This window comes from Tepidimonas thermarum (assembly GCF_007556705.1).
Classification (GTDB): Bacteria; Pseudomonadota; Gammaproteobacteria; order Burkholderiales; family Burkholderiaceae_C; genus Tepidimonas; species Tepidimonas thermarum.
Genome location: NZ_VJOL01000036.1, coordinates 1 through 26,885, shown reverse-complemented (window position 1 = coordinate 26,885; position 26,885 = coordinate 1). Strand labels below are relative to the sequence as shown.

The 26,885-nt window shown below is 68.3% G+C and carries 29 protein-coding genes and 1 pseudogene; 20 read left to right on the top strand and 10 right to left on the bottom strand.

Going from position 1 to position 26,885, the window contains the following annotated elements; genetic code table 11:
- Nucleotides 1–85: 85 nt before the first annotated feature.
- The 4 genes from Tther_RS09305 to Tther_RS09290 form a co-directional block, all read right to left on the bottom strand.
- The gene (locus Tther_RS09305; RefSeq protein WP_143903176.1) at nt 86–1,306 is read right to left on the bottom strand and encodes an ABC transporter permease; all 1,221 of its coding nucleotides are present in this window, start codon (nt 1,304–1,306) and stop codon (nt 86–88) included.
- Nucleotides 1,303–2,343: an efflux RND transporter periplasmic adaptor subunit gene (locus tag Tther_RS09300; protein ID WP_143903174.1), complete on the bottom strand. Its 1,041-nt coding sequence runs from the start codon at nt 2,341–2,343 to the stop codon at nt 1,303–1,305. The genes Tther_RS09305 and Tther_RS09300 overlap by 4 nt, the downstream gene beginning before the upstream one ends.
- Nucleotides 2,344–2,502: 159 nt before the next feature.
- Entirely contained in the window at nt 2,503–3,249 is a 747-nt protein-coding gene (locus Tther_RS09295; RefSeq protein WP_143903172.1) for a GntR family transcriptional regulator, read from the bottom strand.
- Complete coding sequence (locus Tther_RS09290; RefSeq protein WP_246098980.1) at nt 3,246–4,928, bottom strand: sigma-54-dependent Fis family transcriptional regulator; 1,683 nt, start codon at nt 4,926–4,928, stop codon at nt 3,246–3,248. Before Tther_RS09290 ends, Tther_RS09295 begins: the two co-directional genes overlap by 4 nt.
- A gap of 284 nt (nt 4,929–5,212) precedes the next feature.
- Between Tther_RS09290 and Tther_RS09285 the strand changes: the two genes are divergently transcribed.
- The 6 genes from Tther_RS09285 to Tther_RS09260 all read left to right on the top strand — a co-directional run bounded on the left by Tther_RS09285 (nt 5,213) and on the right by Tther_RS09260 (nt 9,863).
- Complete coding sequence (locus tag Tther_RS09285) at nt 5,213–5,491, top strand: phenol hydroxylase subunit (protein ID WP_342781768.1); 279 nt, start codon at nt 5,213–5,215, stop codon at nt 5,489–5,491.
- Between the two features lie 3 nt (nt 5,492–5,494).
- A complete protein-coding gene (locus tag Tther_RS09280; RefSeq protein ID WP_143903170.1) occupies nt 5,495–6,487 on the top strand; it encodes an aromatic/alkene monooxygenase hydroxylase subunit beta in 993 nt (330 codons plus the stop codon).
- Nucleotides 6,488–6,508: 21 nt separating this feature from the next.
- A complete protein-coding gene (locus tag Tther_RS09275) occupies nt 6,509–6,778 on the top strand; it encodes an MmoB/DmpM family protein (protein WP_143903168.1) in 270 nt (89 codons plus the stop codon).
- A gap of 28 nt (nt 6,779–6,806) precedes the next feature.
- Nucleotides 6,807–8,351: an aromatic/alkene/methane monooxygenase hydroxylase/oxygenase subunit alpha gene (locus tag Tther_RS09270; protein WP_143903166.1), complete on the top strand. Its 1,545-nt coding sequence runs from the start codon at nt 6,807–6,809 to the stop codon at nt 8,349–8,351.
- A gap of 26 nt (nt 8,352–8,377) precedes the next feature.
- Complete coding sequence (locus tag Tther_RS09265) at nt 8,378–8,734, top strand: phenol hydroxylase subunit P4 (protein ID WP_143903164.1); 357 nt, start codon at nt 8,378–8,380, stop codon at nt 8,732–8,734.
- A gap of 61 nt (nt 8,735–8,795) precedes the next feature.
- A complete protein-coding gene (locus Tther_RS09260; RefSeq protein WP_143903162.1) occupies nt 8,796–9,863 on the top strand; it encodes an NADH:ubiquinone reductase (Na(+)-transporting) subunit F in 1,068 nt (355 codons plus the stop codon).
- On the opposite strand, the gene Tther_RS09255 is transcribed toward Tther_RS09260, so the two are convergent.
- The gene (locus tag Tther_RS09255; RefSeq protein WP_143903160.1) at nt 9,834–10,778 is read right to left on the bottom strand and encodes a LysR family transcriptional regulator; all 945 of its coding nucleotides are present in this window, start codon (nt 10,776–10,778) and stop codon (nt 9,834–9,836) included. The genes Tther_RS09260 and Tther_RS09255 overlap by 30 nt on opposite strands.
- A 75-nt stretch (nt 10,779–10,853) precedes the next feature.
- Between Tther_RS09255 and Tther_RS09250 the strand changes: the two genes are divergently transcribed.
- The 12 genes from Tther_RS09250 to Tther_RS09195 all read left to right on the top strand — a co-directional run bounded on the left by Tther_RS09250 (nt 10,854) and on the right by Tther_RS09195 (nt 20,616).
- The gene (locus tag Tther_RS09250; RefSeq protein ID WP_143903158.1) at nt 10,854–11,225 is read left to right on the top strand and encodes a 2Fe-2S iron-sulfur cluster binding domain-containing protein; all 372 of its coding nucleotides are present in this window, start codon (nt 10,854–10,856) and stop codon (nt 11,223–11,225) included.
- A gap of 11 nt (nt 11,226–11,236) precedes the next feature.
- Nucleotides 11,237–12,181, top strand: a complete 945-nt coding sequence (locus Tther_RS09245; protein ID WP_143903156.1) for a catechol 2,3-dioxygenase — start codon at nt 11,237–11,239, stop codon at nt 12,179–12,181.
- A 104-nt stretch (nt 12,182–12,285) separates the two neighbouring features.
- Nucleotides 12,286–12,714 (top strand): GlcG/HbpS family heme-binding protein, encoded by a 429-nt coding sequence (locus tag Tther_RS09240; RefSeq protein WP_143903154.1) that lies wholly within the window; start codon nt 12,286–12,288, stop codon nt 12,712–12,714.
- Nucleotides 12,715–12,781: 67 nt separating this feature from the next.
- The gene (locus Tther_RS09235) at nt 12,782–14,236 is read left to right on the top strand and encodes a 2-hydroxymuconic semialdehyde dehydrogenase (RefSeq protein ID WP_143903152.1); all 1,455 of its coding nucleotides are present in this window, start codon (nt 12,782–12,784) and stop codon (nt 14,234–14,236) included.
- A gap of 80 nt (nt 14,237–14,316) precedes the next feature.
- The gene (locus Tther_RS09230) at nt 14,317–15,207 is read left to right on the top strand and encodes an alpha/beta fold hydrolase (protein ID WP_143903150.1); all 891 of its coding nucleotides are present in this window, start codon (nt 14,317–14,319) and stop codon (nt 15,205–15,207) included.
- The gene (gene dmpE, locus Tther_RS09225; protein WP_143903148.1) at nt 15,204–15,986 is read left to right on the top strand and encodes a 2-oxopent-4-enoate hydratase; all 783 of its coding nucleotides are present in this window, start codon (nt 15,204–15,206) and stop codon (nt 15,984–15,986) included. The genes Tther_RS09230 and dmpE overlap by 4 nt, the downstream gene beginning before the upstream one ends.
- Nucleotides 15,983–16,564, top strand: a complete 582-nt coding sequence (locus Tther_RS09220) for an antibiotic biosynthesis monooxygenase (protein ID WP_143903146.1) — start codon at nt 15,983–15,985, stop codon at nt 16,562–16,564. The genes dmpE and Tther_RS09220 overlap by 4 nt, the downstream gene beginning before the upstream one ends.
- Nucleotides 16,565–16,608: 44 nt before the next feature.
- A complete protein-coding gene (locus tag Tther_RS09215) occupies nt 16,609–17,526 on the top strand; it encodes an acetaldehyde dehydrogenase (acetylating) (RefSeq protein ID WP_143903144.1) in 918 nt (305 codons plus the stop codon).
- Nucleotides 17,527–17,572: 46 nt separating this feature from the next.
- A complete protein-coding gene (gene dmpG / locus Tther_RS09210; RefSeq protein WP_143903142.1) occupies nt 17,573–18,631 on the top strand; it encodes a 4-hydroxy-2-oxovalerate aldolase in 1,059 nt (352 codons plus the stop codon).
- 16 nt (nt 18,632–18,647) lie between these two features.
- The gene (dmpH, locus tag Tther_RS09205; RefSeq protein ID WP_143903140.1) at nt 18,648–19,436 is read left to right on the top strand and encodes a 2-oxo-3-hexenedioate decarboxylase; all 789 of its coding nucleotides are present in this window, start codon (nt 18,648–18,650) and stop codon (nt 19,434–19,436) included.
- Nucleotides 19,384–19,656 (top strand): 2-hydroxymuconate tautomerase, encoded by a 273-nt coding sequence (locus Tther_RS09200; protein WP_281280173.1) that lies wholly within the window; start codon nt 19,384–19,386, stop codon nt 19,654–19,656. The genes dmpH and Tther_RS09200 overlap by 53 nt, the downstream gene beginning before the upstream one ends.
- Before the next feature lie 54 nt (nt 19,657–19,710).
- A complete protein-coding gene (locus Tther_RS09195) occupies nt 19,711–20,616 on the top strand; it encodes an HAD-IIA family hydrolase (RefSeq protein ID WP_143903136.1) in 906 nt (301 codons plus the stop codon).
- Between the two features lie 33 nt (nt 20,617–20,649).
- Here the strand turns inward: Tther_RS09195 and Tther_RS09190 are convergent, their stop codons facing one another.
- A complete protein-coding gene (locus tag Tther_RS09190; RefSeq protein WP_143903134.1) occupies nt 20,650–20,877 on the bottom strand; it encodes a putative motility protein in 228 nt (75 codons plus the stop codon).
- A 262-nt stretch (nt 20,878–21,139) separates the two neighbouring features.
- Between Tther_RS09190 and Tther_RS09185 the strand changes: the two genes are divergently transcribed.
- Nucleotides 21,140–21,559 carry a hypothetical protein gene (locus Tther_RS09185; RefSeq protein ID WP_143903132.1) on the top strand — a complete coding sequence of 140 codons (420 nt, stop codon included), beginning with the start codon at nt 21,140–21,142 and terminating at the stop codon, nt 21,557–21,559.
- Nucleotides 21,560–21,613: 54 nt separating this feature from the next.
- Here the strand turns inward: Tther_RS09185 and Tther_RS09180 are convergent, their stop codons facing one another.
- Nucleotides 21,614–22,945, bottom strand: a complete 1,332-nt coding sequence (locus tag Tther_RS09180; RefSeq protein ID WP_221934016.1) for a glutamine synthetase family protein — start codon at nt 22,943–22,945, stop codon at nt 21,614–21,616.
- 137 nt (nt 22,946–23,082) lie between these two features.
- Here Tther_RS09180 and Tther_RS09175 point away from each other — a divergent pair, with 137 nt between their 5' ends.
- Nucleotides 23,083–24,309 carry a threonine ammonia-lyase gene (locus Tther_RS09175; protein ID WP_425472819.1) on the top strand — a complete coding sequence of 409 codons (1,227 nt, stop codon included), beginning with the start codon at nt 23,083–23,085 and terminating at the stop codon, nt 24,307–24,309.
- A gap of 29 nt (nt 24,310–24,338) precedes the next feature.
- Here Tther_RS09175 and Tther_RS09170 read toward each other — a convergent pair whose 3' ends face one another.
- The 3 genes and pseudogenes from Tther_RS09170 to Tther_RS13760 form a co-directional block, all read right to left on the bottom strand.
- Nucleotides 24,339–25,151 carry a TIGR00266 family protein gene (locus Tther_RS09170; protein ID WP_143903128.1) on the bottom strand — a complete coding sequence of 271 codons (813 nt, stop codon included), beginning with the start codon at nt 25,149–25,151 and terminating at the stop codon, nt 24,339–24,341.
- A gap of 59 nt (nt 25,152–25,210) precedes the next feature.
- Complete coding sequence (locus tag Tther_RS09165; RefSeq protein WP_143903126.1) at nt 25,211–26,749, bottom strand: ArnT family glycosyltransferase; 1,539 nt, start codon at nt 26,747–26,749, stop codon at nt 25,211–25,213.
- 20 nt (nt 26,750–26,769) lie between these two features.
- A pseudogene (locus Tther_RS13760) lies at nt 26,770–26,885 on the bottom strand (DNA ligase-associated DEXH box helicase); the annotation flags it as partial.

Genomic DNA, 26,885 nt, shown 5'->3' with positions numbered 1-26,885 from the left:
AGCAAGATCGCATAAGCGGCTTCCAAGGGGTTGGTTTCGACTCGTATTGCCATGAGGGTTACACTCCTTTCTCGAAGTCATGGCGTCAGACCCACCCTCGCGCTGTCTGCTGGGCGGGGAGCGTAGGCGCGTAGCGCCGGAGATCCCCGCCCAGCAGACAACCGGCAAAATGGAATTTACAGAAAGAACGATACACAACTGCCTCCAGCACGATGGGGAAGAGCGGGCTGCCGTCGGCATTGCGGGCGATGCGGGTAAAGCCTACCGCCAGCGCACCCCCCAACCCGGCGCCCAGCAGCGAGCCGCCCAGCCCCACGAGCGCGCCTTGCAGCAAAAACACCCCCAAGATACGCCGTCGCGGCGTGCCCATGGCGCGCAAAATGCCGATTTCGCGCTGGCGCTGCACCACCGACACCACCAGCACGCTGGCAATCCCCAGCGCCACCGCCACCGTCACGAAGGCGCGGATCATCAGGCTCGAGGCGCTTTGGCTGCGCAACGCGGTGACCAGTTGGCCGTTGGCGACCTGCCAACTGTCGGCGGTCAAGCCGGTGGCGCGCTGCAGGTCGGCCGCGAGCGACTCCGCCTCGAAGAGGCGCGCGGCGCGAATGTCGATTTCGCTGACCTCGCGCCCCAAGCCCAGCAGACTCTGCGCGTCACGCAGGGGCAGCAGCACGCGGCGGCGGTTGAGGTCCTGGATGCCGTAATCGAGCACCCCCGTCACCCGCACCGACAGACTCGCGCCCGTGGCCGACTGCAGGCGCAGGCGGCTGCCCGGTGTCAGGCCCAGATCGTCGGCCAGCTCTACGCCTATCAACGCCTGACCGGCCTGCAGCGTCAACGCACCGGCGCGCAGCTTGTCGTCGAGCCGGATCACCTGCTGGTAGCGCTCCAGCTCCACCCCCTGCAGCACCACCGCTTTGCGCACGCCCCCCTGCTGGGCCACACCGGGGCCGGTGACCACCGCGGCCGCCGCCCCCACGCCCGGCACGGACTGCGCGGTGGCCAGCACCGCCGCGGGGTCGGCGATGGTGGCCTCGCGCTCGGTGCGCTTGCGCACATCGGCCAGCGTGACCACCCAGTCCCCAGCGGAGAGCACCGGCTCGTTGCGGCGCTCGGCCGGGCGCAGCACCACGTGCGCCTGGCTGGAGAGTGTGCGGTCGATGATGTTGGCCTGCAGGCCATTGATGATCGCGGTGATGTAGACCACGACGGCCACCCCGATGGTGACGCCGCCCAGGATGAGCGCGGTCTGGAACCGCCCCTCGCGCAGCAACCGCCACGCCACCACCCACACGAACCTCATGGCCGGACCTCGACGCGCGCGCCGTCATCCAGCGCGGGCGCGGGATCGATCACCACCGCGCCTGCGGTCACACCCTCGCGCACTGGCAGCCAACGCCCGCGCGCCGGCTCGGTCTGCACGGCTTGCCAGCGCACGCGCCCCTCCACCACCGTGGCCACCTGGCCGTTGCGCACCGCCGTCACGGGCAGCAGCACGCGCGCGCGCGCCGCGCCGGTGACGATCTCCGCCGACACCGTCATCCCGGGCAGCCAGTGGGCGGCGGGGGCGGTGGGCGTCAGCTCGACCTCGACGGTACCCCGGGTGTGGTCGACCTGCGCTGCGATGCGCTGCACCCGGGCGGGCACCGGCTGGTCGGGCCAGGCGTCGGCGCGCACCGCCGCGGTCTGCCCCACGGCCAATGCCGCCAAATCGCGCTCGTCCAAATCGAGCAGGATGCGCGGCGGCCCGGCAACGGCAAAACGCGCCAACGGCTTGCCCGGCGTCACGCCGTCGCCCACTTCCACCAGGCGCTCCAGCAACACGCCGTCGTCGAGGGCGCGCACCGCTGCCAGCGCGCGCCGCGCCCATGCCTGCTGCACCGCGGCATCGGCTTGTTCGAGGCGCCGCTGCGCCGCGTCGCGCGTGCGCGCCGCCGCATCCAGGGCCGCGGCACTCACAAACCCGTGCGCGTGCAGCTCGGTCTGGCGCTGCCACTGCCGTTGCGCTTCGGCCGCCTGTTCGGCCGCATCGCGGCGCTGCGCCTCGGCCTGCGCCAGCGCCGCCTGCCACTCGTCGGCCTCCAGGGCCACGAGCACCGTGCCACGGGATACCGCCGTCCCGGCCGCCACCGGCGTGGCCACCACGCGGGCGGTGACGGTGCTGGCCAGGGTCGTCTCGCGCGCGGACGCCACCCGCCCCGATGCGACCACACTGGTCTGCACCGGCTGCTCGGCCAGCACGATCACCCCCACGCGCGCGGGGCGCATCACCCACACGGCCGCGCCCGCTGCCAACCCCACCGCCACCGCGGCCACCGCCCACCGCATTCGCCTGCCCATGCCCGCCCTTTCGTCCGCGCTTGCTGCGGCGCTTGGCCCGCGCCGCAATGGTGCGATTGTGCCTGGGCTGTCGTGCCGACACGGCCCTACGGGGCATCGCCCGCTGGGACGTGCCTACCCGCAACACGCCGCGCGCCGCCGACAGCGGATGCGCAACGCTCAGAACCGATCGCCGGCGGACGCGGGCAGCGCAGGCGTTGCGTCCGTACCGATGCCCAGCCGATCGGTGCGCGCCAACAGGTCCAGGGTGGCGCGGATGTGCGCTTCCAGCGCCAGCGCCGCCCGCGCTTCGTTGCCCTCGATCGCCGCCTCGAAGATCTGGCGGTGCTCGGCGTCCACGTCGCGCCCCTGCGCCGCGTGCAGCGCAATCGCTTGGCTGCGGTAGCGTTCGCCATGGCGGGCCAGCACCCGCCACACCCGCAACGTCCAGGGCGAGCGGCGCCCGGAGATGAGCACCTCGTGAAAGCGCGTGTTGAGCGCTTCCCAGCGCTTGCGGTGCTCCGGGGTGACGGGACAGGCGCTGAGCTCGCCATAGGCGGCGCGCAAAGCGTCGCGCCAGGCCGTCCCACCATAGCGGATCGACTGGCGCAGCGCATCCAGCTCGATGTGCAGCCGCAATTCGGTCAAATCGGCCAGGTCGTCGAGCGACATCGGCGCCACGCGAAATCCGCGCTGCCCTTCGGCCTGCACCAGGGCATCGCTGACCAACCGGGTCAAGGCTTCGCGCAGCGTGCCCGCCCCCACGCCATAGCAGGCGCGCAGGTGTTCGATGCGCAGCTTCTGGCCCGGTGCCAGGCGTCCTTCCACGATGTCGTCGCGCAAACGGACATACGCCTGCTCGATCAGGGTGCGCGGGGCCGCCGCGGCAGCGGCGGCATCCTGCACGGGCATGCGGCGCTTGCTCATGACGCCCCCGGCTCGCGGTGTGCGCAACGGTAGCGCAATTGGGCGCGCGTCAACCCCAGGCTGCGCGCCGCCGCCGTGAGGTTGCCGCCCGTGCGCGCCAACGCCTCCTCGATGAGCGCCTGCTCGAGCCCCTGCAGGTCCAGGCCACGCCGTTGCACTTCGTCGAACAACGCGCCGATGTCGGGGCGGGGGGGTGGCTGCAACCGCCCGTTGGCGCCCACGACCGCCTCGGCCGCCGTGGCCCGCGTGGGAAACAGGTGCTCGACATCGATGCGCGTGCCCGACGGCACGAGGATGACGCCACGCTCGATGAGGTTTTCCAGCTCACGCACGTTGCCCGGCCATGGATACTCGCGCATGGCGTCGAGGGCACGATCGGACAGGCCTATGGTGTGCTTGCCATGTTGGACGGCAAAGCGGCGCACCAGATGGCGCGCCAACAACTCGATGTCCTCGGGTCGCTCGCGCAGCGGCGGCACCCGGATCGGATAGACGTTGAGGCGGTAGAGCAGATCGCGGCGAAAGCGCCCCTGCGCCACCGCCTCTTCCAAATCGACGTTCGTCGCCGCCACCAGGCGCACGTCCACGCGCCGCGCGGCACTGGCGCCGAGGCGCTCCACCTCCCCGTCCTGCAACACCCGCAGCAGCTTGGCCTGGGCTGCCAGGGGCATGTCGCCAATTTCGTCCAAAAACAGGGTGCCGCCGTCGGCGCGCTCGAAGCGTCCGGCCCGCGCCGCGTGCGCCCCCGTGTAGGCGCCGCGCTCGACCCCGAACAACTCGCTCTCGATCAGATCCGGCGGCAGCGCCGCGCAATTGACCGCCACGAACGGCGCGCCCGCGCGCGCACTCATGCCATGCAGTGCGCGCGCGAAGCGCTCCTTGCCCACGCCGGTCTCACCGGTCAGCAGCACCGTGACCTGCGTCGCCGCGGCCTTGCGCAGCAACTCCAACGCCCGCACGAAGGCGGGCGACTCGCCCACCAGGGCACCGGGGTCGCCGCTCTCCTGCAGGGTCGAGCGCAGCGTTTCGACCTGGCATTGCAGATCCGCCAGCCGCCACAGCATGGGATCGGCCTCGTAATCGGCGGCCAGCTCGGCACCGTCGGGCCACGCGCTTTGTGGCCGGCCCTCGATGCGGCAGTGGGGCGCGCCACAGGCGGCGCAGGCCACCTCTTTGTACAGAATCGGTTGGCCAAAAAAGCCGCTGGTGTAACCCGAGGCGTAACCCAGCAACATCCAGCACACCGGCTCCGACTGCGGGCCAAAGTCGCGCACATGGGCGTCGACCTCCCAGCTGTGGTCCCACCGGTAGATGCCCAGGTAGTGACCGCGCTCGGCGTCGTGTTCGAAGCGTTCCGGGGTCACCTGCACCGCGCCCTCGAGCATGTGCAGCTGTGGCCCCACGGCAAACATGTCATAGAGCCCCGCGCCCGCGCGCACCTGGCGCGCGAGTTGGGCATCGGCCTGCCCGGCCGCAAAGCCGGCGCGCAACAGCAGGCGCCGTGTGGCATCGCGGCCAATGGTTTGCATCAACTCGCGACGCAGCGCGCTCAACGCCGCCGCATGGACGAGCAGCATGCGCTGCCCGGCAAGCCAGATGCGGCCGTCGTGGGCAGAAAAATGGATGAGCCGCCGCAGGTCGTCGTCACGCGGCAGCGCCAAGGAAAGACTGCGAACCACCCGGCGATTATCGATAAGCAATCCCCTACGCCCACTAAGGGCAAACCCGATGTTGACGTGGCTGAAATCAGCCTGTCACGCCGCATGCGGTGTTCAAAATCATCACGCTGCAGCGCAGCATTGATCCAATAGTCGCTATCACGTCGGCGCCCACGATAACGCGTGGCCGCGATCGCGCCGTGACCGAAAGTCGATCCATACAGGGATTTCCCTAGTTTTATCGATATTTTTTACCGTTTCGCGTGGTGGCTGGCACGGTCTGTGCGTGATGTTTCACGCCCATCATGACCGTTGCACCCCCGTTTGCCATGTCCACGCCAACGCCCGCGCCCCCGCCCTCTGCCCACTCGCCTGCGGTGGACATCACCCGCCGGTTCGTGCGCATCACCGCGCAACGCGGCCCCTTCGTTGAATTCGACTTTGCCATCGGCTGGCCCGAACTCAGCGTGGAGCTCGTCCTGCCGCGCGCGGCCTTCGACGAGTTTTGCCAGCGCAACGCGGTGACGTTCCTGACGACATCACCCGAACTTCCCACCCCGACCCCCGACGACGAGGAGACCTGACCCATGTCCATCGATTTGAAGACGCGCACCATCGAGCCCTTGCGCAGCACCTACGCCCACGTGGCGCAGTACATCGGCGAGGGCAAAACGCCCAGCCGCTACGAGGAGGCGACCTTGGGCGCACAACCCATGGTCAACTTCCACTATCGCCCCACGTGGGACCCCGACCACGAGCTGTTCGACGCCGCCCGCACCCGGGTGGTGATGAGCGACTGGTACAAGCTGCGCGACCCGCGCCAGTTCTACTACGCGAGTTGGACCATGACCCGCGCGCGTCAACAAGACGCGATGGAGGCCAATTACCAGTTTGTCGAGCAGCGCGGCCTGATCGACAAGATGCCGGCCCAGATACGCGAGCTGGCGTGTCGCATCCTCATGCCGCTGCGTCACGCGGCCTGGGGCGGCAACATGAACAACGCGTCGGTGTGCGCCTACGGCTACGGCACGGCGTTTACCGCACCGGCCATGATGCACGCGCTCGACCACCTGGGCGCGGCGCAATACCTCACACGGCTGGGACTGGCGCTGGAGGGGCCGGAGGCGCTGGAAACCGGCCGCCAGGCGTGGTTGCACGATCCGGCCTGGCAGCCGCTGCGCCGCTACGTCGAAGACACCTTCGTCGTGCACGACCCGTTCGAGCTGTTCGTGGCCCAAAACCTGGCGCTCGATGGCCTGCTGTACCCATTGATCTACGGCGCCTTTGTCGACGACCACGTGGCCACCCAGGGTGGCACCGCGGTCGCCATGCTGACGGCCTTCATGCCCGAGTGGTTTGAAGAAAGCGCGCGCTGGATCGATGCCGTGGTCAAGACCGCCGCCGCCGAATCCGACGCCAACCGGACCCTCATCGCCGGGTGGGTGCGCGACTGGAGCGCACGCGCCGAAGCCGCGTTGCAACCGGTGGCGGCGCTGGCCCTCGGCGCCGCTGGCAGCAACGCGCTGGGCGACGCCCGCACCGAACTCGACGCCCGCCTGCGCCAAGCCGGCCTGGCCTGAAACCCCACCAGGAGCAGCCCCATGTCCAATGTGTTCATCGCCTTCCAGGCCAACGAAGAAGCGCGCCCCATCGTCGAAGCCATCCTGGCCGACAACCCGGGCGCCCAGGTCGACCACTCGCCCGCCCTCATCAAGATCGACGTGCCCCAGCGCCTGACGATCCGGCGCCAGACCATCGAGCAGATCACCGGCCAGCCGTTCGATCTGCAGCAACTCCACGTCAACCTCGTCACCCTTTCGGGTCATATCGACGAGGACGATGACCAGTTCACGCTGAGCTGGAAGCACTGACCCCTCCCCTGCACACAGGAGTTCACCCATGGATACCCGAGTTCTGAAACGCAAACTGGGCCTCAAGGAACGCTATGCCGCCATGACGCGCGGCCTGGGGTGGGAGACCACCTACCAGCCCATGGACAAGGTCTACCCCTACGACACGTACGAGGGCATCAAGATCCACGACTGGGACGCGTGGCAAGACCCCTTCCGCCTGACCATCGACGCGTACTGGAAATACCAGGGCGAAAAGGAACGCAAGCTCTACGCGGTCATTGACGCGTTTGCGCAAAACAACGGCTTCCTCGGCATCAGCGACGCGCGCTATGTCAACGCGCTCAAGCTGTTCATCCAGGGCGTCAGCCCGCTGGAGTACTACGCGCACCGCGGCTTTGCGCACGCGGGCCGCGCTTTCCGCGGCGAGGGCGCGCGCGTGGCGTGCCAGATGCAGTCGATCGACGAGCTGCGCCACTACCAGACCGAGACGCACGCCATCAGCACCTACAACAAGTACTTCAATGGCATGCACCACGCGAACCACTGGTTCGACCGGGTTTGGTACCTCTCCGTGCCCAAGAGCTTCTTCGAAGACGCCTGCACGGCGGGCCCGTTCGAATTCCTCACCTCGGTGAGCTTCTCGTTCGAGTACGTGCTGACCAACCTGCTGTTCGTGCCCTTCATGAGCGGTGCGGCGCACAACGGCGACATGAGCACGGTGACCTTTGGCTTCTCGGCCCAGTCCGATGAGTCACGCCACATGACCCTGGGCATCGAGTGCATCAAGTTCATGCTCGAGCAAGACGAGGGCAACGTGCCCATCGTGCAGCGCTGGATCGACAAGTGGTTCTGGCGCGGCTACCGGCTGCTGACCATCGTGGCCATGATGCAGGACTACATGCTGCCCAAGCGCGGCCTGAGCTGGAAGGAAGCCTGGGAAATGTACGCCGAATCCAACGGCGGTGCGCTGTTCAACGACCTGGCCCGTTACGGCATCCGCGAACCCAAGGGCTGGGCCGACGCCTGCGACGGCAAGCACCACATCAGCCACCAAGCCTGGAACACGTTCTACAACTACGCCGCCGCCGCCCCCTTCCACACCTGGGTGCCCACCGACGAGGAACTCGACTGGCTGAGCCAGAAATACCCCGAGAGCTTCGATCGCTACTACCGCCCCCTGTTCGAGTACTACCGCGAGCAACAGCAAGCCGGCAATCGGTTCTACAACAAGAACCTGCCGATGCTGTGCACCACCTGCCAGATCCCCATGCTGTTCACCGAGCCCGGTGATCCGACCAAGATCTGCTACCGCGAGAGCCACTACCAGGGCGACACGTACCACTTCTGCAGCGACCACTGCAAGGAGATCTTCGACAACGAACCGGAAAAGTTCGTCCAGAGCTGGCTGCCCGTGCACCAGATTTACCAGGGCCACTGCTTCAAGCCCGGCACCGATCCCACCCAAAAGGGCTTCGACCCGTTGGCGGCCGTGCTCGACTACTACGAGTTGCAGTTTGGCCGGGACAACCTCGACTTCGAGGGTTCCGAAGATCAAAAGAACTTCGCGCGCTGGCGCGCCGGCGCGGCCTGACCGCACCCACCACCGGAGGAATCGACATGACCGTCGCCGCTGTCAAGGAATACCGCTTTCCGGCGCAAGACACCGTGGACAAATTCCCGGCCCCGCTGCTCTACATCGGCTGGGACGATCACCTGATGTTTTGCGCGCCGTTTTGCCTGCCCCTGCCGCCAACGATGCCTTTTGGCGCCCTGATCGAGAACGTGCTGCCGGGCCTGTATGGCTACCACCCCGACTTTGCCAAGATCGACTGGGCGCAGGCCCAGTGGTTCAAGTCGGGGCAGCCGTGGACGCCGGATCCGGCCAAGTCGCTCGCCGACAACGGGCTCAAACACAAAGATGCGATCCGATTCCGGACGCCCGGTCTGACGGGCATCAAAGGCTCCTCCCACTGACGTTGCTTCCATGAGTGCGCGCCCGCCAGCGGCGGGACCGCGGCGGGCGTGCGCGACGACCATGACGTATCAACTCACCATCGAACCCCTGGGGGCGACGATCGACGTCGTCCCCGGCCAAACGCTGCTCGACGCCGCCCTGCGCCACGGCATCTACCTGCCCCACGCCTGTGGGCATGGGCTGTGTGGAACCTGCAAGGTGCAGGTGCTCGACGGCACGGTCGATCACGGCGCGGCCAACCCGTTTGCGCTCATGGACATCGAGCGCGAGGAGGGCAAAACCCTGGCCTGCTGCGCCACGGCGTTGGACGATGTCGTCATCGAGGCCGACGTCGACGACGACCCCGACGCGCAGATCATCCCGCTGCGCGATGTCACCGCCACCGTCGAGCGCATCGCGCCGCTGACCCCCACCATACGGGGCATATGGCTGCGCCTGCCCCAGGCGCTGCCGTTTCAAGCGGGCCAATACGTGCAGGTGCACATCCCCGGCGTCGAAGGGACACGCGCGTTTTCCATTGCCAATGCACCGCAGGAGGTGGAACGCACGGGGCTGTTGGAGCTCAACGTTCGCCGCGTGCCCCAAGGCGTTGCCACCAGCTGGCTGCACGAGAAGCTGCAAGTCGGCGACACGCTGCGCATCAGCGGGCCCAATGGCCGCTTTTTCGTGCGCGCCTCGGCGCGCAAACCCCTGCTGTTCATGGCGGGGGGGTCTGGGCTGTCCAGCCCGCGCTCGATGATCCTGGATCTGCTGCAGCGCGGCTGGGACCTGCCCATCACACTCGTGTACGGGCAACGCACGCGCGAGGAGCTCTACTACCACGAAGAATTCAGCGCCCTGGCACAACAGCACGCCCATGTGCGCTACGTGCCGTGCCTCTCGCACGAGCCGCCCGAGAGCGACTGGAGCGGCGCGCGTGGCTTCGTGCACGAGGTCGCCGCGCAGGTGTTCGACGGCCAATTCGCCGGCCTGCAGGCCTACTTGTGCGGCCCGCCGCCGATGATCGAGGCGTGCATCGCCACGCTCATGCGCGGCCGGCTGTTCGAGCGCGACATCTACACCGAGCGCTTTCTGACCGCTGCGGACGCCGCCAGTGCGTCACGCAGTCCGCTGTTCCACCGGATTTGAGGCATGCGGCACGCCCCCTGCGCGGATCGAGGCCAAAAACGCCGTCAGCACTGGCGAGGCATCGTCGCGCCGCCACAGACAGCACAGCTCCAGCTCGCGCAAGCGGCGGCTGCGCAACGGGCGAAACACCACCCCTGGCAAGCGCAAATTGGTGGCCGATCCGGTGGTGATCGCGGCGCCAAAGCCCGCCGCGACCAGCGCGATCGCGGTCACCACATCCTCGACTTCCTGCTCGACCTTGAGCGTCACGCGTTCCGCCTCGAAGGCGGTGCGCACCTCGTGCGCCAAGCCGTGCAGCGGCAAATTGGGGTAGAGGATCATCGGCACGCCATCGAGTTGGCGCAGCGCGATGTCGGTCGCGGCGGCCAGCGCATGCGCGGCCGGCAGCGCCACCACCAGAGGTTCGCGCAGCAGGGTCTCGACCGCAATGTCCGGCTCCGGCGGCACCAGGCGGTTGAAGCCCACGGCGATGCGCCGCTCGCGCAACGCCTGCAGCTGCTCGGCCTTGGTCAGGTTGTGCAGCACGATGCGCACCTGGGGGCGCTCGGCATGAAAGCGCGCCAGCAAGCGCGGAATCACGTCGAGCACGCCCGAGCCGAACAACCCGACGTCAAGACGGCCCGCAACCCCCTGCCCGGCCGCCCGGGTGCGCTCTGCGGCCTGCTCGCCCAGCGTCAACAGGTGGCGCGCCTCCTGCATGAGGACGCGTCCCGCAGCGGTGATTTGCATGCCTTTGGCGGTGCGCACGAACAGCGTCACCCCCAGCTCGTCCTCCAGCGCTTGGATCTGGCGCGACAGCGGCGGCTGCGCCATGTGCAGCCGCTCGGCGGCACGGCCCACGTGGCCTTCTTCGGCCACGGTCAAAAACATGCGCAGCCGACGGCCGTCCTGCAAGGCTCGGGCCCAACGCTCCATACCGCCATGGTATCAGACCGTGCCAAAGCGGTATTGGACGGTATCGATATCGATTTCTAGACTGCTGATTCGATCATGTTCTACACACCCCGCCCCACCGTGCGTGTCGAGGTCACCGATACCGGTGAAACCTACCGCTGCGCCAAGGATGAAAACCTGTTGCGCGGCATGCTGCGGCTCGGCCGGCGCGGCATCCCGGTGGGCTGCGTCAACGGCGGCTGCGGAGTGTGCAAGGTGCGCATCCTCCACGGCGAGGTGCAGCGCCTAGGCCCGATCAGCCGCGCCCACGTGACGCTGGACGAAGAAGCCGCGGGCTGCACGCTCGCGTGCCGCGTCGCGCCCCAGACAGACGTCGTGCTGGCCGTCGAAGGCCGCATGGCCAAGCCGTTTCGCGCCACCGCCGCCGCCCGCGGCGCCACCAACCCCACCCCTCAACCCCAACCGTAAAGGAGACAACGATGGGCATCATGCGCATTGGACACGCCAGCCTGCGTGTCATGGACATGGCCGCCGCCGTTCGGCACTACGAACGCGTGCTCGGCATGAAAAAAACCATGGAGGACAAGCACGGCAACGTGTACCTCAAATGCTGGGACGAGTGGGACAAGTACTCCCTCATCCTGACCCCCTCCGATCAGGCGGGCCTCAACCACGTCGCCTACAAGGTCGAAAAGGACGCCGACCTCGACGAGCTGCAGCGCAAGATCGAAGCCTACGGCATCGCCACCGAAATGCTGCCAGAAGGCACCCTGCCGTCCACCGGGCGCATGCTCAAATTCCATCTGCCCAGCGGGCACGAAATGCGCCTGTACGCGATGAAGGAATTCGTCGGCACCGACGTTGGCAGCACCAACCCCGACCCGTGGCCGGACGACATCCGCGGCGCGGGTGCGCACTGGTTGGACCACTGCCTGTTGATGTGCGAGCTCAACCCGGAGACGGGCGTCAACAAGGTGGCCGAAAACACCCAATTCGTCACCGAGGTGCTGGATTTCTTCCTGACCGAGCAGGTCGTCGTCGGCCCGGGCGGCGCGATCCAGGCCGCCACCTGGCTGGCACGCACCACCACGCCGCACGACATCGCCTTTGTCGGCGGGCCGCGCAACGGGCTGCACCACATTGCCTTCTTCCTGGACAGCTGGAACGACATCCTCAAGGCGGCGGACGTCATGGCCAAGAACAAGGTCAAGATCGACGTCGCGCCCACCCGGCACGGCATCACGCGCGGGGAGACGATCTACTTCTTCGACCCCAGCGGCAACCGCAACGAGACCTTCGCCGGCCTGGGTTACCTGGCGCAGCGTGACCGCCCGGTGACCACCTGGACCGAAGACCAGCTCTGGACCGGCATCTTCTACCACACCGGCGAGGCCGTGCCCTCGTTTACCGACGTCTATACCTGAAGCCTTCGCGGGTGCGAGGCGCGGGGGCATCGCCCCTGCGCCGCGTGCGCCGAGCCGGTGCCCCCGGCGCGCCGGCTGTGCCCACGCCAGCCCCCCACACGACCATGAGCACGCCCACCGTGACCACCGCGCAGATCGACGAGGAAGCCGCCGCCCTGGCCTGCACCGGCGCCATCGCCCACGCACGCGAGCTGGGGATACGCATCAACGTCGCCGTGTGCGATGCCGCTGGCACGTTGATGGCCTTTCGGCGCATGCATGGCGCGTTTTTGCACTCGATCGACATCGCCATCGACAAGGCGTACACCGCCGCGAGCTTTGGCTTTCCGACCGCGCAGTGGGCATCCATCCTGGCCGCTGACGAGGCGCTGCGCATCGGCATCGTCCAGCGCCCGCGGCTGGTGGTCTTTGGCGGCGGGCTGCCCATCCACCACGAGGGCCGTTGCATAGGCGGCATCGGCGTCTCGGGCGGTTCGGCCGAGCAAGACGCCGATTGCGCACTTGCGGGCTTGCGTGCGGCCCACTTGATCTAACACCGTTTCCCAGACGGGATCGGGGTGGCTCTGCCATGCCGGACCCGTTTTTTTCCCGACGACCGTCATGAAGCAAATCCTCAATTTCATCAACGGCGAATACGCCGCTTCGAGCCGAACGTTCGACAAACGCAGCCCGCTGACCGGGCAGGTCATCGCCCAGGTGCATGAAGCCGATCGCGAACAGGTCGATGCCGCGGTGCGAGCAGCACGCGCTGCCCTGCGCGGCGCTTGGGGCCGCCTGACGGTGGCCGAGCGGGTCGAGCGCTTGTACGCCGTGGCCGCCGGCATCGAGAAGCGCTTCGACGAGTTTTTGGCCGCGGAGTGTGAGGACACCGGCAAGCCCATGAGCCTGGCGCGCCACATCGACATCCCGCGCGGGGCGGCCAACTTTCGCATCTTCGCCGATGTGATCAAGAACGTGCCGACGGAATTCTTTGAGATGGCGACGCCCGATGGACGCGGCGCCATCAACTACGGCTACCGCACGCCGGTGGGTGTGGTGGGCGTCATCTGCCCCTGGAATCTTCCGCTGCTGCTCATGACCTGGAAAGTGGGCCCGGCGCTGGCCTGCGGCAACGCGGTGGTCGTCAAACCCAGCGAAGAAACCCCGCAGACCGCCGCCCTCCTGGGCGAGGTCATGAACGAAGCCGGCATTCCACCCGGCGTTTACAACGTCGTGCACGGCTTCGGCCCCGACTCGGCCGGCGAATTCGTCACCACCCACCCCGGTGTCAACGCCATCACGTTCACGGGCGAGACGCGCACCGGCGAAGCGATCATGAAGGCCGCCGCCAAAGGTGCGCGCCCCGTCAGCCTCGAGATGGGGGGTAAGAACGCCGCCATCGTTTTTGCCGACTGCGATTTCGACGCCGCCATCGAAGGCACGATGCGCTCGGTGTTCGCCAACTGCGGCCAGGTGTGTTTGGGCACCGAGCGCGTCTATGTCGAGCGGCCCATCTTCGAGCGCTTCGTCGAGGCGCTCAAGCGCGGCGCCGAAGGGCTGCAGCTTGGCCGGCCGGAAAACCCCGCCACCAACATGGGCCCGCTCATCAGCGCCGAACACCAGGCGAAGGTCCTGTCCTACTACAAACTCGCGGTCGAGGAGGGCGCCACCGTCGTCACCGGCGGGGGCGTGCCGACCATGCCGGGCGAGCTCGCCGGCGGGTCGTGGATACAGCCCACGATCTGGACGGGTTTGCCGCAAACCGCCCGGGTCATGAAGGAGGAGATCTTTGGCCCCTGCTGCCACATCGCCCCGTTTGACACCGAAGACGAGGTGCTGGCCAAGGCCAACGACAACGACTACGGGCTGGCGTGCGCCATTTGGACGCGCGATGTCAGCCGCGCACACCGCGTGGCGCAGCGCATGGAAGTGGGGCTGAGCTGGGTCAACAGCTGGTTCCTGCGCGACCTGCGCACCCCGTTTGGCGGGGCCAAGCAATCAGGCATCGGGCGCGAAGGCGGCGTGCACTCGCTTGAGTTCTACACCGAACTCAAGAATGTCTGCATCAAACTCTGACCCAGCTCAATACCCAGCGGGTATTGAATCAGACGAAATGAGCATTTGATCGGTATCGGCTCAATGCGTAGCATGCCTGTATGAATGCACCACCCGCCAACCCTGAGATCGGCGCTGCGATCGTCGCCGCCGGCATACGCACCAACTACCACGACGTTGGCCAAGGCTTTCCGGTGCTGCTGATCCACGGCTCCGGCCCGGGGGTCAGCGCCTGGGCCAACTGGCGCCTGACGATGCCACGGCTGGCCACACGCGCGCGCGTGCTGGCACCGGATATGGTCGGTTTTGGTTTCACCGAACGCCCTGCGGGCATCCAGTACGGCATGGACACGTGGGTCCGGCACGCGCTGGGTTTCTTGGATGCGCTGGGCATCGAACAGGCCGACCTGGTGGGCAACTCGTTTGGCGGTGCACTGGCCTTGGCGTTGGCCATTCGCCACCCGCAGCGCGTGCGGCGCTTGGTGCTGATGGGCGCGGCGGGGGTGCCGTTCACGCTCACGCCTGGGCTGGATGCGGTCTGGGGTTATGAACCCTCGGTGCAGGCCATGCGGCGCCTGCTCGACATCTTTGCCTACGACCGGCGGCTGGTCAACGACGAGCTGGCCGAGCTGCGCTACCGCGCCAGTGTTCGCCCCGGCGTGCACGAGGCGTTTGCGGCCATGTTCCCCGCGCCGCGTCAGCGCTGGGTCGATGCGCTGGCAAGTCCAGAAGCGCACATCCGCGCCCTACCGCACGAGACCCTGATCATCCACGGCCGCGAGGACCAGGTGATCCCGCTGTCCAACGCGCTGACGTTAGCGCGTTGGATACACCGCAGCCAGCTGCATGTGTTCGGGCGCTGCGGCCACTGGACCCAAATCGAACATGCCGAGCGCTTTGCGCAGCTCGTGGGTGATTTCTTCGCCGAAGCCACGCCGGACGAACCCAAGCCGCTCGACCCCACCGAACCCCGCATGGATCCGCTGACATGACACCGCACACCATCGAAGCCTTGGGCGATGAACTCTACGACGCCCTCACCCACTGCCACGTCGTCGAGCCGCTGACGGCACGCCACGCCGACATCACCATCGAAGACGCCTACGCCATCCAGCAACGGCTCAACGCCCGGCGCTTGGCCGCCGGCGAGCGCGTCATCGGGAAAAAAATCGGCGTCACCAGCCAGGCGGTGATGAACATGCTGGGCGTCAACCAGCCCGACTTTGGGCTGCTGACCGACGCCATGGTCTACAACGAAGGCGAGGCCATTGCAGCCTCGCGTCTGATCCAGCCCAAAGCCGAAGGCGAAATCGCGTTCGTCCTGAAAAAAGATTTGCAAGGCCCGGGCGTGACCGCCGCCGATGTGCTGGCGGCCACCGAGGGTGTGATGGCCTGTTTCGAGATCGTCGACAGCCGCATCCGCGACTGGAAGATCAAGATCCAGGACACCGTGGCCGACAACGCCTCGTGCGGGGTTTTCGTGCTCGGTGACCGGCTGGTCGATCCGCGCGCGGTCGATCTGCACACCTGTGGCATGGTGCTCGAAAAGAACGGCGAGATCGTCGTCACCGGCGCCGGCGCGGCCACCATGGGCTCGCCCCTGACGGCGGTGGCCTGGCTGGCCAACACCTTGGGCCGCATGGGGGTGGCGTTGAAAGCGGGGGAGGTCATCCTCTCGGGCGCCCTGGGCGCCATGGTCCCGGTGCAACGCGGTGACAGTCTGCGGGTGACCATCGGCGGCATCGGTGGCTGCTCGGTGCGCTTCATATGACGACGACGCGCCCTGCCCATGCGGTGATGGTGTTGGTCTCGCGGCGCGCCCGACCTGGCCACGAGGCCGCGCTGGAGGCGACCTGGGCACGCTTGTCCGAGGTGGCAGCGACGTTCCCGGGCTATGTCGGCGGGCAACTGATACGGCCGGGTGACAGCGGCGCCGATGGCGACGAACGCCTGTTCCACATGCTGTTTGCGTTCGACAACCCCGCGCATCTGCGCGCCTGGCAAGCGTCACCCGCCCGGTTGCTGGGCCTGCAGGCGCTGGAGCCGCACGTCGAGGGCCACGCCGTGGTGCGGGAACTGTCCGGCTTGGATCATTGGTTCACGCCTTCCGCCACAACGCCGGCGACGCCACCGCCGCGCTGGAAAGTCGCTGTCGTTACCTGGCTTGGCATCTATCCAACGGTCCTTTTTTTGTTCCTCGCGGTCGCGCCGTGGCTCGATGCTTGGCCGCTGCCGCTGCGCACCGCGGTCATCACTTGCCTGGTGGTCGTGTTGATGACCTGGCTGGTCGCCCCGACCCTGACGCGCTGGCTGCGGCCCTGGCTGCACGCGCGGCCAACCGCGACATGACCCGACACCCCACGAAGACAGACCCGTTGATTCTGGAGAACCCCATGACCCGTAAAGTGAAATGCGCCCTGATCGGGCCCGGCAACATTGGCACCGATCTGCTGGCCAAGTTGCGACGCAGCCCCGTTCTCGAACCCGTCTGGATGGTGGGCATCGACCCGGAGAGTGACGGCCTGAAGAAGGCGCGCGAGCTGGGGCTGAAGACCACCGCCGAGGGGGTGGACGGGCTGGTGCCACACATCCGCCGCGATGGCATCCAGATCGTCTTCGACGCCACCAGCGCCTATGTGCACGCCGAGAACTCGCGCAAAGTCAACGCCGAGGGCGCGATGATGATCGACCTCACGCCCGCAGCGATCGGTCCCTATTGCGTGCCGCCGGTCAACCTCAAGGAGCACATCGGCAAGCGCGAGATGAACGTCAACATGGTGACCTGCGGCGGGCAGGCCACGATCCCCATGGTGTATGCGGTCAGCCGCGTACAGCCCGTGCGTTACGCCGAAATCGTCGCCACCGTCTCCAGCCGGTCGGCCGGGCCGGGCACGCGCAAAAACATCGACGAGTTCACCCGCACCACCGCCGGCGCCGTCGCCAAGGTGGGCGGTGCACGCCAGGGCAAGGCCATCATCATCATCAACCCGGCCGAGCCGCCCATCATCATGCGCGACACGGTGCATTGCCTGGTCGACGGCACGCCGCGCGCGGCGGAAATCGAGGCGTCCGTACACCGCATGATCGCCGAGGTGCAGAAGTACGTGCCGGGCTATCGGCTCGTCAACGGCCCGGTCATCGACGGCGACCGCGTCTCGATCTATCTGGAGGTCGAGGGCCTGGGCGACTACCTGCCCAAGTACGCCGGCAACCTCGACATCATGACCGCCGCCGCCGCCCGCACGGCGGAGATGTTTGCCGAGGAGCTGCTCGCCGGCTCGTTGACCCTGGAGCCCGTCACCGCCGCCTGATACCCGCCACCGCGCCCGTTACCCGCTTACGCACAGGACCCATCCCATGAAAAGCGCACTCGAAGGCCGCCGCGTCACCCTGCACGAAATGTGCCTGCGCGACGGCATGCATCCCAAACGGCACCAGATCACGCTGGAGCAAATGACCTCCATCGCCCAAGCCCTCGATGAGGCCGGCATGCCGCTGATCGAAGTCAGCCACGGCGACGGCCTGGGCGGGGCCTCGGTCAACTACGGCTTTCCGCGCCACAGCGACGAGGAGTATTTGAAAGCGGTCGTGCCGCTGATGAAGCGCGCCAAGATCTCGGCGCTGCTGCTGCCCGGCATCGGCACGGTGGACCACCTGCGCATGGCGCACGATCTGGGCGTGCACACCATACGCGTGGCCACCCACTGCACCGAAAGCGACGTGGCCGAACAGCACATCAAGCTGGCGCGCCAACTGGGCATGGACACGGTGGGTTTTCTGATGATGTCGCACATGGCCAGACCCGAGCGGCTGGTCAAGGAGGCCAAGCAGATGGAGAGCTACGGCGCCAACTGCATCTACATCACGGACTCGGCCGGCTACATGCTGCCCGATGACGTCAAGGCCCGCATCGCCGCCGTGCGCGCAGCGCTGCAACCGCAGACCGAGCTGGGCTTTCACGGCCACCACAACCTGGCCATGGGCGTGGCCAACAGCATCGCGGCCATCGAAGCCGGGGCCAACCGGATCGACGCCGCCAGCGCCGGGCTGGGCGCCGGTGCCGGCAACACACCCATGGAGGTGCTGGTGGCCGTGCTCGACCGCATGGGCGTCCAAACCGGGGTCGACGTCTGGAAGATTCAGGACGTTGCGGAAGACCTGGTGGTGCCGATGATGGACTTCCCCATCCGCATCGACCGCGACGCCCTCACGCTGGGCTACGCGGGCGTCTACGGCAGCTTCCTGCTGTTTGCCAAACGCGCCGAGGCGCGCTACGGCGTGCCGGCGCGTGACATCCTGGTCGAGCTGGGACGCCGCGGCATGGTCGGCGGCCAGGAGGACATGATCGAAGACACGGCGCTGCGGATGGCCCGCGAGCGTGGCCTGCTGCCGGCACGCAACACCGTAGCGGCCTGACGAGGGGAGCCCGAGCATGACCCTGGACGACGCCACCCTCGATCGCCTGGCCGAACACCTGGAAACGTGCCAGCTGCAGGCGCGCGACACCACCAAGATCACCGACGATCATCCCGGCATGGACTGGGAGGACGCCTACGCGGTGCAGGACCGCATCCTAAAGCGCAAGCTGGCGCGCGGCGCACGCGTGGTCGGCCTCAAGTGCGGCTTGACCTCGCATGCCAAGATGCGCCAGATGGGCGTGGACGAGCCGGTGTTCGGTTTTCTGGTCGACGCGTTTGCGCTCGCCGAAGGCGCGAGCGTGCGTTGCGCCGATCTCATCCACCCCAAAGTGGAACCGGAAATTGCCTTCGTGCTCAAGCACGAGCTGCGCGGCCCCGGTTGCCATGTCGGCGCGGTGTTGGCGGCGACGGATTTCGTCCTCCCCGGCATCGAAGTCATCGACAGCCGTTACCGCGACTTCAAATTCGACCTCAAAAGCGTCATCGCCGACAACACCTCGGCCGCGCGCTTCGTGGTTGGAGGCCACGCCCGTCCCGTGGCGGAGGTGGATCTGCGCACCTGCGGCGTGGTGCTGGAGAAAAACGGCCAGCCAGTCGCCCTTGGCGCCGGCGCCGCGGTGCTGGGGCACCCGGCCGCGGCGGTGGCGGCGCTGGCCAATCACCTCGGACGGCGCGGGCAATCCATCCCCGCTGGCACGCTCATCCTCTCGGGTGGCGTCACCGAAGCGGTGGCCGTCGGCCCCGGCGATCATGTCAGCCTGCGTGTGCAGGGGATGGGCCACGTGGGTCTGCGCTTCGTCTGAACCCGATCGACAGCAAAGGACGTCCACCATGCCATTCGCCCAAATCTACATGCTCGAAGGTCGCACACCCGAGCAGAAAAAAGCGGTCATCGAAAAGGTGACACAGGCCCTGCAAGAAGCCACCGGGGCGCCCAAGGAGACCATCCGCGTCTGGATCCACGAAATGCCCAAGGAAAACTGGGGCATCGCCGGCGTCAGCGCCAAGGACCTGGGGCGCTAGGGCGCATCGGCAGGGGCTGGCCGAAGCGCCTGGGGCGGGTAACATCGGGCCCCCATGCACGCCCCTGCCACCGCCCACGACCTGTTTGCGGCCTACGAGGCCGTGCGCGCGCACTGGCCGACCTGCCCCGTGGCGGCGGGCTGGCAGCGCTTGCCGGATTTGGCGGCACTGGCGCCACAGTTCGACGCGTTTTGCCTGGACGCGTTTGGGGTGCTCAACATCGGCCAAACGCCGATTGCGGGCGCGCGCGAGCGGCTGGCCGCACTGCAACGGCTGGGCAAGCCCGTGCTGGTGGTGAGCAACGCGGCCGCGGTGCCCTCGGCGCAGATCGTGGAGCGCTACCAGGCGATGGGCTTTGCCCTGCCCGCGCAGCAGTGGTTGACCAGCCGCGACGTGATGGTGCAGGCGATGACGCGCTGGCCGATGCGGCGCTGGGGGGTGGTGGCGCCGGCCGGCACCGATGTGTCGGACCTGCCCGCCGGCACCCTGGTCTTGAACGACGCGCATGCCGACTGGGACGCGGTCGAGGGCTTCGTCCTGCTGTCCGCGTTGGAAGGCGATGCCGCCACCCGCCAGCGCCTGCGCGACGCCCTGCGGCGCCACGCGCGGCCGGTGCTGGTGCCCAACGCCGACCTGGCCTCGCCGCACGAGTCGGGGTTTCGGCTCGAGCCGGGCGCGCTGGCGCACTGGCTGCAGCAGGAAGCGGGCATCGAACCGCAGTGGTTTGGCAAGCCGTTTGCGCCAATCTTTGCGGCGGCGCTGCAGCGGTTGGGTTTGGAGGCGGCACCGCAGCGCGTGCTCATGGTCGGCGACACACTGCACACCGACGTGCTGGGTGGGCGCTGCGCGGGGATGGCCACCGCCTTGGTGGTCGGCCAAGGTGCCAGCGCCGGTCTGCCTTGGACCACGGCAATCGCGCGCTCGGGCATCGTGCCCGACTACGTGATCGACCGCATTTGAGCCCCACGCGGCGCCGCGCGCCGCCACCGCACGTCACGCCATGACGTTGAGCCGGGTGCCCAGGGGCCCCTCGGTGGCCAGGGGCAAGGGCCCCGTGGGCGTCGCCGCAGGCGCGGGTGCCGGCACCGCCTGCAGCAACGCCAGCGCGCTTTGCTGCTGCACCTGCATCGCTTTGCGCAGCACCAGGATGGAGGCCGCGGTCGGCGTGTCAACCGCCGAGGTGGCGGCCTGGGTGATCAGCGAATTCGACGCAATGTCCATGATCGGCGGGTGACCGTTTGAGGTGTTGTGCGAAGGGTACCGCCACGGCCCCCGCCGGTGATGCAGCGTCCGACGAACGGTCGCGCCGCGGGTGGCATGACCACCAGCCGGCCCGCCGGCGAAACGGCGACAACCCAAAGCCCCTGGTGCGACGGGGACTGGGGCAAACGCGGAGTGCGCTGCGTGCCCCGCCGCGCCAGAATGGACGCAGCGCACGCGGTGGGGCCATCCCCCGCGTGGGCGCTGCGGGCAGGAGAGCGCCATGGGATGGGACGATTCGGCGTCGAGGTTTGCGGACAAGCCCCGGCACCTGCAGTGTTTGGCAGACGTCGGGCGTGTGGTGGAGCAGCTGCTGCGCGACGACGACCCGCGCTTGCGCGAGGTGGGGCGTTCGCTGGCGGTGTTGCTCGAGCATGCCCAAGGGGACTTGGAACACGTGCTGCGCCACGCGCGCGAAGGCACGCTGGTGGGCGTGCCGGCCAATCTGGGCGCATGGCCCACCGACCAGGCGGCCGACTATGTCGAGCGCCACCTCGAGCTGCTGGCGCGCCTGAACCCCACCGACGCCAACCTGGTGGCGCTGCAGCGGCGCCGGCCCGAGGTGTTTGCCCGCGCCGCCGTCTGGCTGGAGGTGGCGCGCTGGCATTACGAACGCGACCACCCGGACAGCGCAGCCTCGTAAGGCACGCGGCCAGGCCGGCCGCGCGCGCCTGAGGCGCCGCGCGGGCCGCGTCGCTCAAACGTTGAGCAGCAGGTAGCGCCGCTCCCACGGGCTGATGACGTCGAAGTACTCGCGGTACTCCGCCTCTTTGATGGCGGCGTAGGTGCGCACAAAGTGCTCCCCGAACAGCTCGGCCAGCGGCGCGCAGGCCAGCAGGCGGTCCACCGCATCGTCCAGGTGGCGCGGCAGTTGGTGCGGCTGTTCGTAGGCGCTGCCGGCCAGCGGCTCGGAGGGCTGCCGCCGCTCGCGCATGCCCAGGTAGCCGCAGGCCAGGCTGGCGGCGATGGCCAGATAGGGGTTGACATCCACGCCCGCCAGGCGGTTTTCCACGCGGCGCGCCTCGGGCGTGGAGTGCGGCACGCGCAGCCCACACGTGCGGTTGTCGTAGCCCCAGCTCAGGTTGATGGGCGCGGCGGTGTAGCGCGACAGGCGGCGGTAGCTGTTGATGTACGGGGCAAAAAACGCCATCGCCGCCGGCAAATAGGTTTGCAACCCTCCGATGAAGTGCAAAAACGCCTCCGACGGCGTGCCGTCCGCGCGGCTGAACACGTTGCGGCCGGTGGCGCGGTCGATCACGCTTTGGTGGATGTGCATGGCGCTGCCGGGCTGGCCCTGCATGGGCTTGGCCATGAAGGTGGCGTACATGCGGTGCCGAATCGCCGCCTCGCGCACCGTGCGCTTGAACAAAAACACCTGGTCGGCCAACGCCAGCGGCTCGCCGTGGTCGAGGTTGATCTCCATCTGGGCCGTGCCCATTTCGTGGATCAGGGTGTCGAGCTGCAACCCCTGCGCCTCGCACCAGTCGTAGATGACGTCGAAGATGTCGTCGTACTCGTTGACCGCGTCGATGGAAAAGCTCTGCATGCCGGCCTCGGTGCGGCGGGTGCGGCCGACCGGGGGCTTGAGCGGGATGTCCTCATCCGGCTCGACCTCGACCAGGTAGAACTCCATCTCCGGCGCGACGATGGGCTGCAAGCCGTCGCGCTCGTAAAAAGACAGGACGCGGCGCAGCACGTTGCGCGGCGCCAATTCGGCCGCGGTGCCGTCGAAGTGCAGGCAATCGTGGATGATTTGCGCGGTGGGCTCTTTGGCCCACGGGACGACGCGCAACGTGCCCGCGTCGGGCACGAGCCGCATGTCCGGGTCCGCCACCGGGGTGAAATCTTGCTGCGGGTAGTCACCCGTGACCGTCATGGTCAGAACCGCTTCGGGCAAGCGCAGCCCGACCGCGGGGTCGTACTTGTGGCGCGGCACGATTTTGCCGCGCGCCTGTCCGGTCATGTCCGGAATCAGGCACTCGATTTCGGTGATGCGGTGCTCGTCGAGCCACTGCTGGATGCGTTGCACGTCAGGTGTCATGGGCGGTTGCGAGGCGGTTGCGCGTGTTACGCAGTATGCCGCCGCAGTCGCGCCCGCGGGGTGCCAGCCGCGCCCTGTGCAGCGGCACCACTGGACCGGCGCGCGACGGTGGGACAATGGCGCGCATGGCAACCAACCCAGAGCATGCAACCATGGTGGACATGGCCGACGTCGAGGCTGCGGCGCGCCGGCTGGCGGGGCAGGTGCTGGTCACCCCCTGCCTGGAGTCGCGCACCCTCTCGCAGATCACGGGGGCGCAGCTGTTCCTCAAGTTCGAAAACCTGCAGTACACCGCCTCGTTCAAGGAGCGCGGGGCGTGCAACAAGCTCGCGCAACTCACGCCCGCAGAGCGCGCGCGCGGCGTGATCGCCATGTCCGCCGGCAACCACGCGCAGGGGGTGGCCTACCACGCCCAGCGGCTGGGGTTGCGCGCGGTGATCGTCATGCCGCGCTTCACCCCCGGGGTCAAAGTGGAGCGCACGCGCGGCTTTGGCGCCGAGGTGGTGCTGCACGGCGACACGTTGGAGGAAGCACGCGCCCACGCGCGCGCCCTGGCAGCGCAGCAGGGACTGACCTTCGTCCACCCCTACGACGAAGAGGCGGTGATCGCCGGTCAGGGCACGGTGGCGCTGGAAATGCTGCACACGCAACCCGAGCTGGACATGCTGGTGGTGGCCACGGGCGGCGGTGGGCTGATCGGCGGCATGGCGCTGGCGGCCAAAACGCTCAAGCCCGGCATCGAAGTCATCGGGGTGCAGACGCGGCGTTTTCCGGCCATGGTCAACGCCATGACCGGCAGCCACTGGCCGCAGGGCGCCACCACCATCGCCGAGGGCATCGCCGTCGGCGCGCCGGGCGAGCGCACCATGGCGCTGGCGCGCCGCTACGTGGACGACTGGCTGCTGGTGGACGAAGAAGACATCGAGCAGGCCATCGTGATGCTGCTCGAAATCGAAAAAACCCTGGTCGAAGGGGCAGGCGCGGCGGGTCTGGCCGCGGTGCTGCGCCACCCCCAGCGCTTTGCCGGGCGCCGGGTGGGGCTGGTGCTGTGCGGCGGCAACATCGACCCGCTGTTGCTGGCCTCGATCATCGAGCGCGGCATGGTGCGCGCCGGCCGCCTGGTGCGGCTGGTGGTGAGCACACGCGATCTGCCCGGCCAGTTGGCGCGCATCGCCAGCGTGGTGGCCGAGGCGGGCGCCAACATCGATCAGGTGCAGCACCAGCGCGCTTTTACGCTGTTGGCGGCACAGAACGTGGAAATCGAGCTGGTGCTGCAAACCCGCGGGCCGCAGCACGTGCAGGAGGTGCTGGCCGCCCTGCGCGGGGCGGGCTTCGACGTGACGCAGCGCTGACGCGCGCCCCGGCGCGGGCTCGCGCGGCCTTATTCGTCGTCGCCGCCCACCAGGCCGCCCAGCAGCCCGCCCGCGGCAAAGCCGCCCAGCAGCGAGCCCTCCTCGCGCCGCCCACCCAGCTGCGGCGCGGCGGCAAACACGCGCGAGGCCAGGCGCGAAAACGGCAGGCTTTGCAGCCAGACCGTGCCCGGCCCGCGCAGCGTGGCCAGGAACAGCCCCTCCCCGCCAAAGAGCGCGGTCTTGATCTTGCCGACGTATTCGATGTCGAAGTCCACCTGCGGTGTGTAGGCCACCACGCAGCCCGTGTCCACGCGCAGCACCTGGCCCGCGGCCAGCTCGCGCTTGACCACCGTGCCGCCCGCGTGCACGAATGCCAGCCCGTCGCCGTCGAGGCGCTGCATGATGAAGCCCTCGCCGCCAAAGAAGCCCACCGACAGCTTGCGCTGCAACGCGATGCCCAGGCTGACGCCGCGCGCGGCGCACAAAAAGGCGTCCTTCTGGCAGATCAGCGAGCCGCCCAGGGCACGCAGATCCATCGGCAGGATCTTGCCCGGGTAGGGCGCCGCAAAGGCCACGCGCCGCTTGCCGCTCGCCTGGTTCACATACACGGTGGTAAAGAGCGACTCCCCCGTGATGAGGCGCTTGCCCGCCCCCAGGAGCTTGCCGAAAAAGCCGCCCTGCTGCGCGCTGCCGTCGCCGAAGACGGTGTCCATGACGATGCCGTCGTCCATCATCATGAGGCTGCCGGCCTCACCAATGGCGGCCTCGCCCGGGTCGAGCTCGATTTCCACGAATTGCATCTCCGCACCGCGGATGTCGTAGTCGATGACGTCCATGGCCATGTGTGTCTTCTCCCAAAAAACAACGTGTCGATGGGCAGGGCGCCGCGCCCCGCCACCCGTCAGGGGCCGGTGCGCTGCAGCAGCACCACGCCGCCGCGCTGGTAGATCACGGTGTGCGGCCAGTCGGGTGTGCGGTCGATGCGGGTGAGCGCCAGCTCCCCCGGCTCGGCGGCCCGCTTGGGCGTTGGCGCCTGACGGTACACGCTAAAGCTGGGCGCATCGAAGCGCCATTGCACCGCCGGCACCCCCAGCGCGCGGGCGCGCAGGCCGGCCTCCTTGACCGGGCCCTGCAACAACTGCCCCAACCATGGCACCACCAGCAGCGCCAGCAGGGCAACCTGCAACCCGGCCGCCGCGCCCAGCCGCTGCCACACCGTCCAGCGCCGCTGCGCCGCCACCACCAGCCACGCCACCAGCACGCCCACCGTGACCGTGCGGTACAACCCGCCGGCGCTGTCCTGCGCCAGGGCCAGCAGGGCCTGGTAGTAGCCATTGTCCGTGCGGCGGCCCAGGTAGGCCAAGCCCTCGGGCAAGGCGACGAGCAGCGCCAGCAACAGCGTTGGTGGCACCAGCCCCCCCACCCCGTGCCGCAGCGCCACGCCATGCCGCGCCAGCAGCACGAACAACGGCGTGGCCCCGTACAGCGCGTAGTGCGGCAGCTTGGTGCCCGACAGCGAAAAGAACACCACCACAAACCCGCACCACAGCCACAGGTAGCGCGCCAGCGGGTCGTGCCAGTCGGTGCGCAGCCGGCGCAGCGCCGCCCACAACACACCGCTCCAGGGCAGCAACAGCAGCGGCAGCACGACCACGTAGTACAGCAGGCTGCCCGAATGCCCCTCCAGGGTGGTGGTGAAGCGCTGCACGTTGTGCCGCAGGATGAAGCCGTCGATGAACGCCTGCCCATGCACCGCCAACATCGCCGCGTACCAGGGCACGACCAGCACCAGCAGGATGACCCAGCCCCGCGGATCGAACACCGCACGCAGCCACGTGCGCGCGTCGCGCCGCGCCAGCGCCTCCAGCGCGGTGACGGCCAGCGGAATCAGGATCGCCACCGGCCCCTTGGTCAGCACGCCCAGCCCCATCCAGGCGTAGCTGCGCAGCAGCGGCGCGCGCGCGCCGCTTTCCCAGTGCCGCCAGGCGTCGAACAAGGCCAGCGCCAGCCACAGGTTGAGCAGCGCATCGGCGGTGGCGGCGCGGCCGATCGCCCACGGGCCCAGCGCCGTGCAGGTGACCAGCAGCGCCCCCAGGGCCACCTCGCGCCCCCAACGGGGGCGGACGAACGCCCACACCGCCCAGGCCCAGCCACAGGCCGCCAGCGCCGAGGGCAAGCGAAACGCCCACTCCGTCACGCCGAACACGGCCACCGCCAACGCCTGCAGCCAGTAAATCAAAATCGGCTTGTCAAAGCGCGGCGCGCCATTGAGCCACGTGGACAGGTAGTCGCCGCGCTCGAGCATCTCGCGCGTGGCCTCGGAAAACGCCCCCTCGTCCACGTCGAACAAGGGCGCGCCGCCCAGGTGCACCAACAGACACAGCAGCGGCAGCGCCCACACCAGCAGGCGCTCGCGGACATCGGGCTGTGGCGCCTTCATGCCCCCACCCCCTGCGGCGTGCGCGCCGCCCAGCCGCGCAGCTGCATCCAGCCGCTGACCATCGCATCGGCATACGGCCCCAGGCGGCGCAGCCCGGGTGAGCCCTGCGCCGACGGCGGCGCTATGACCAGGGCGC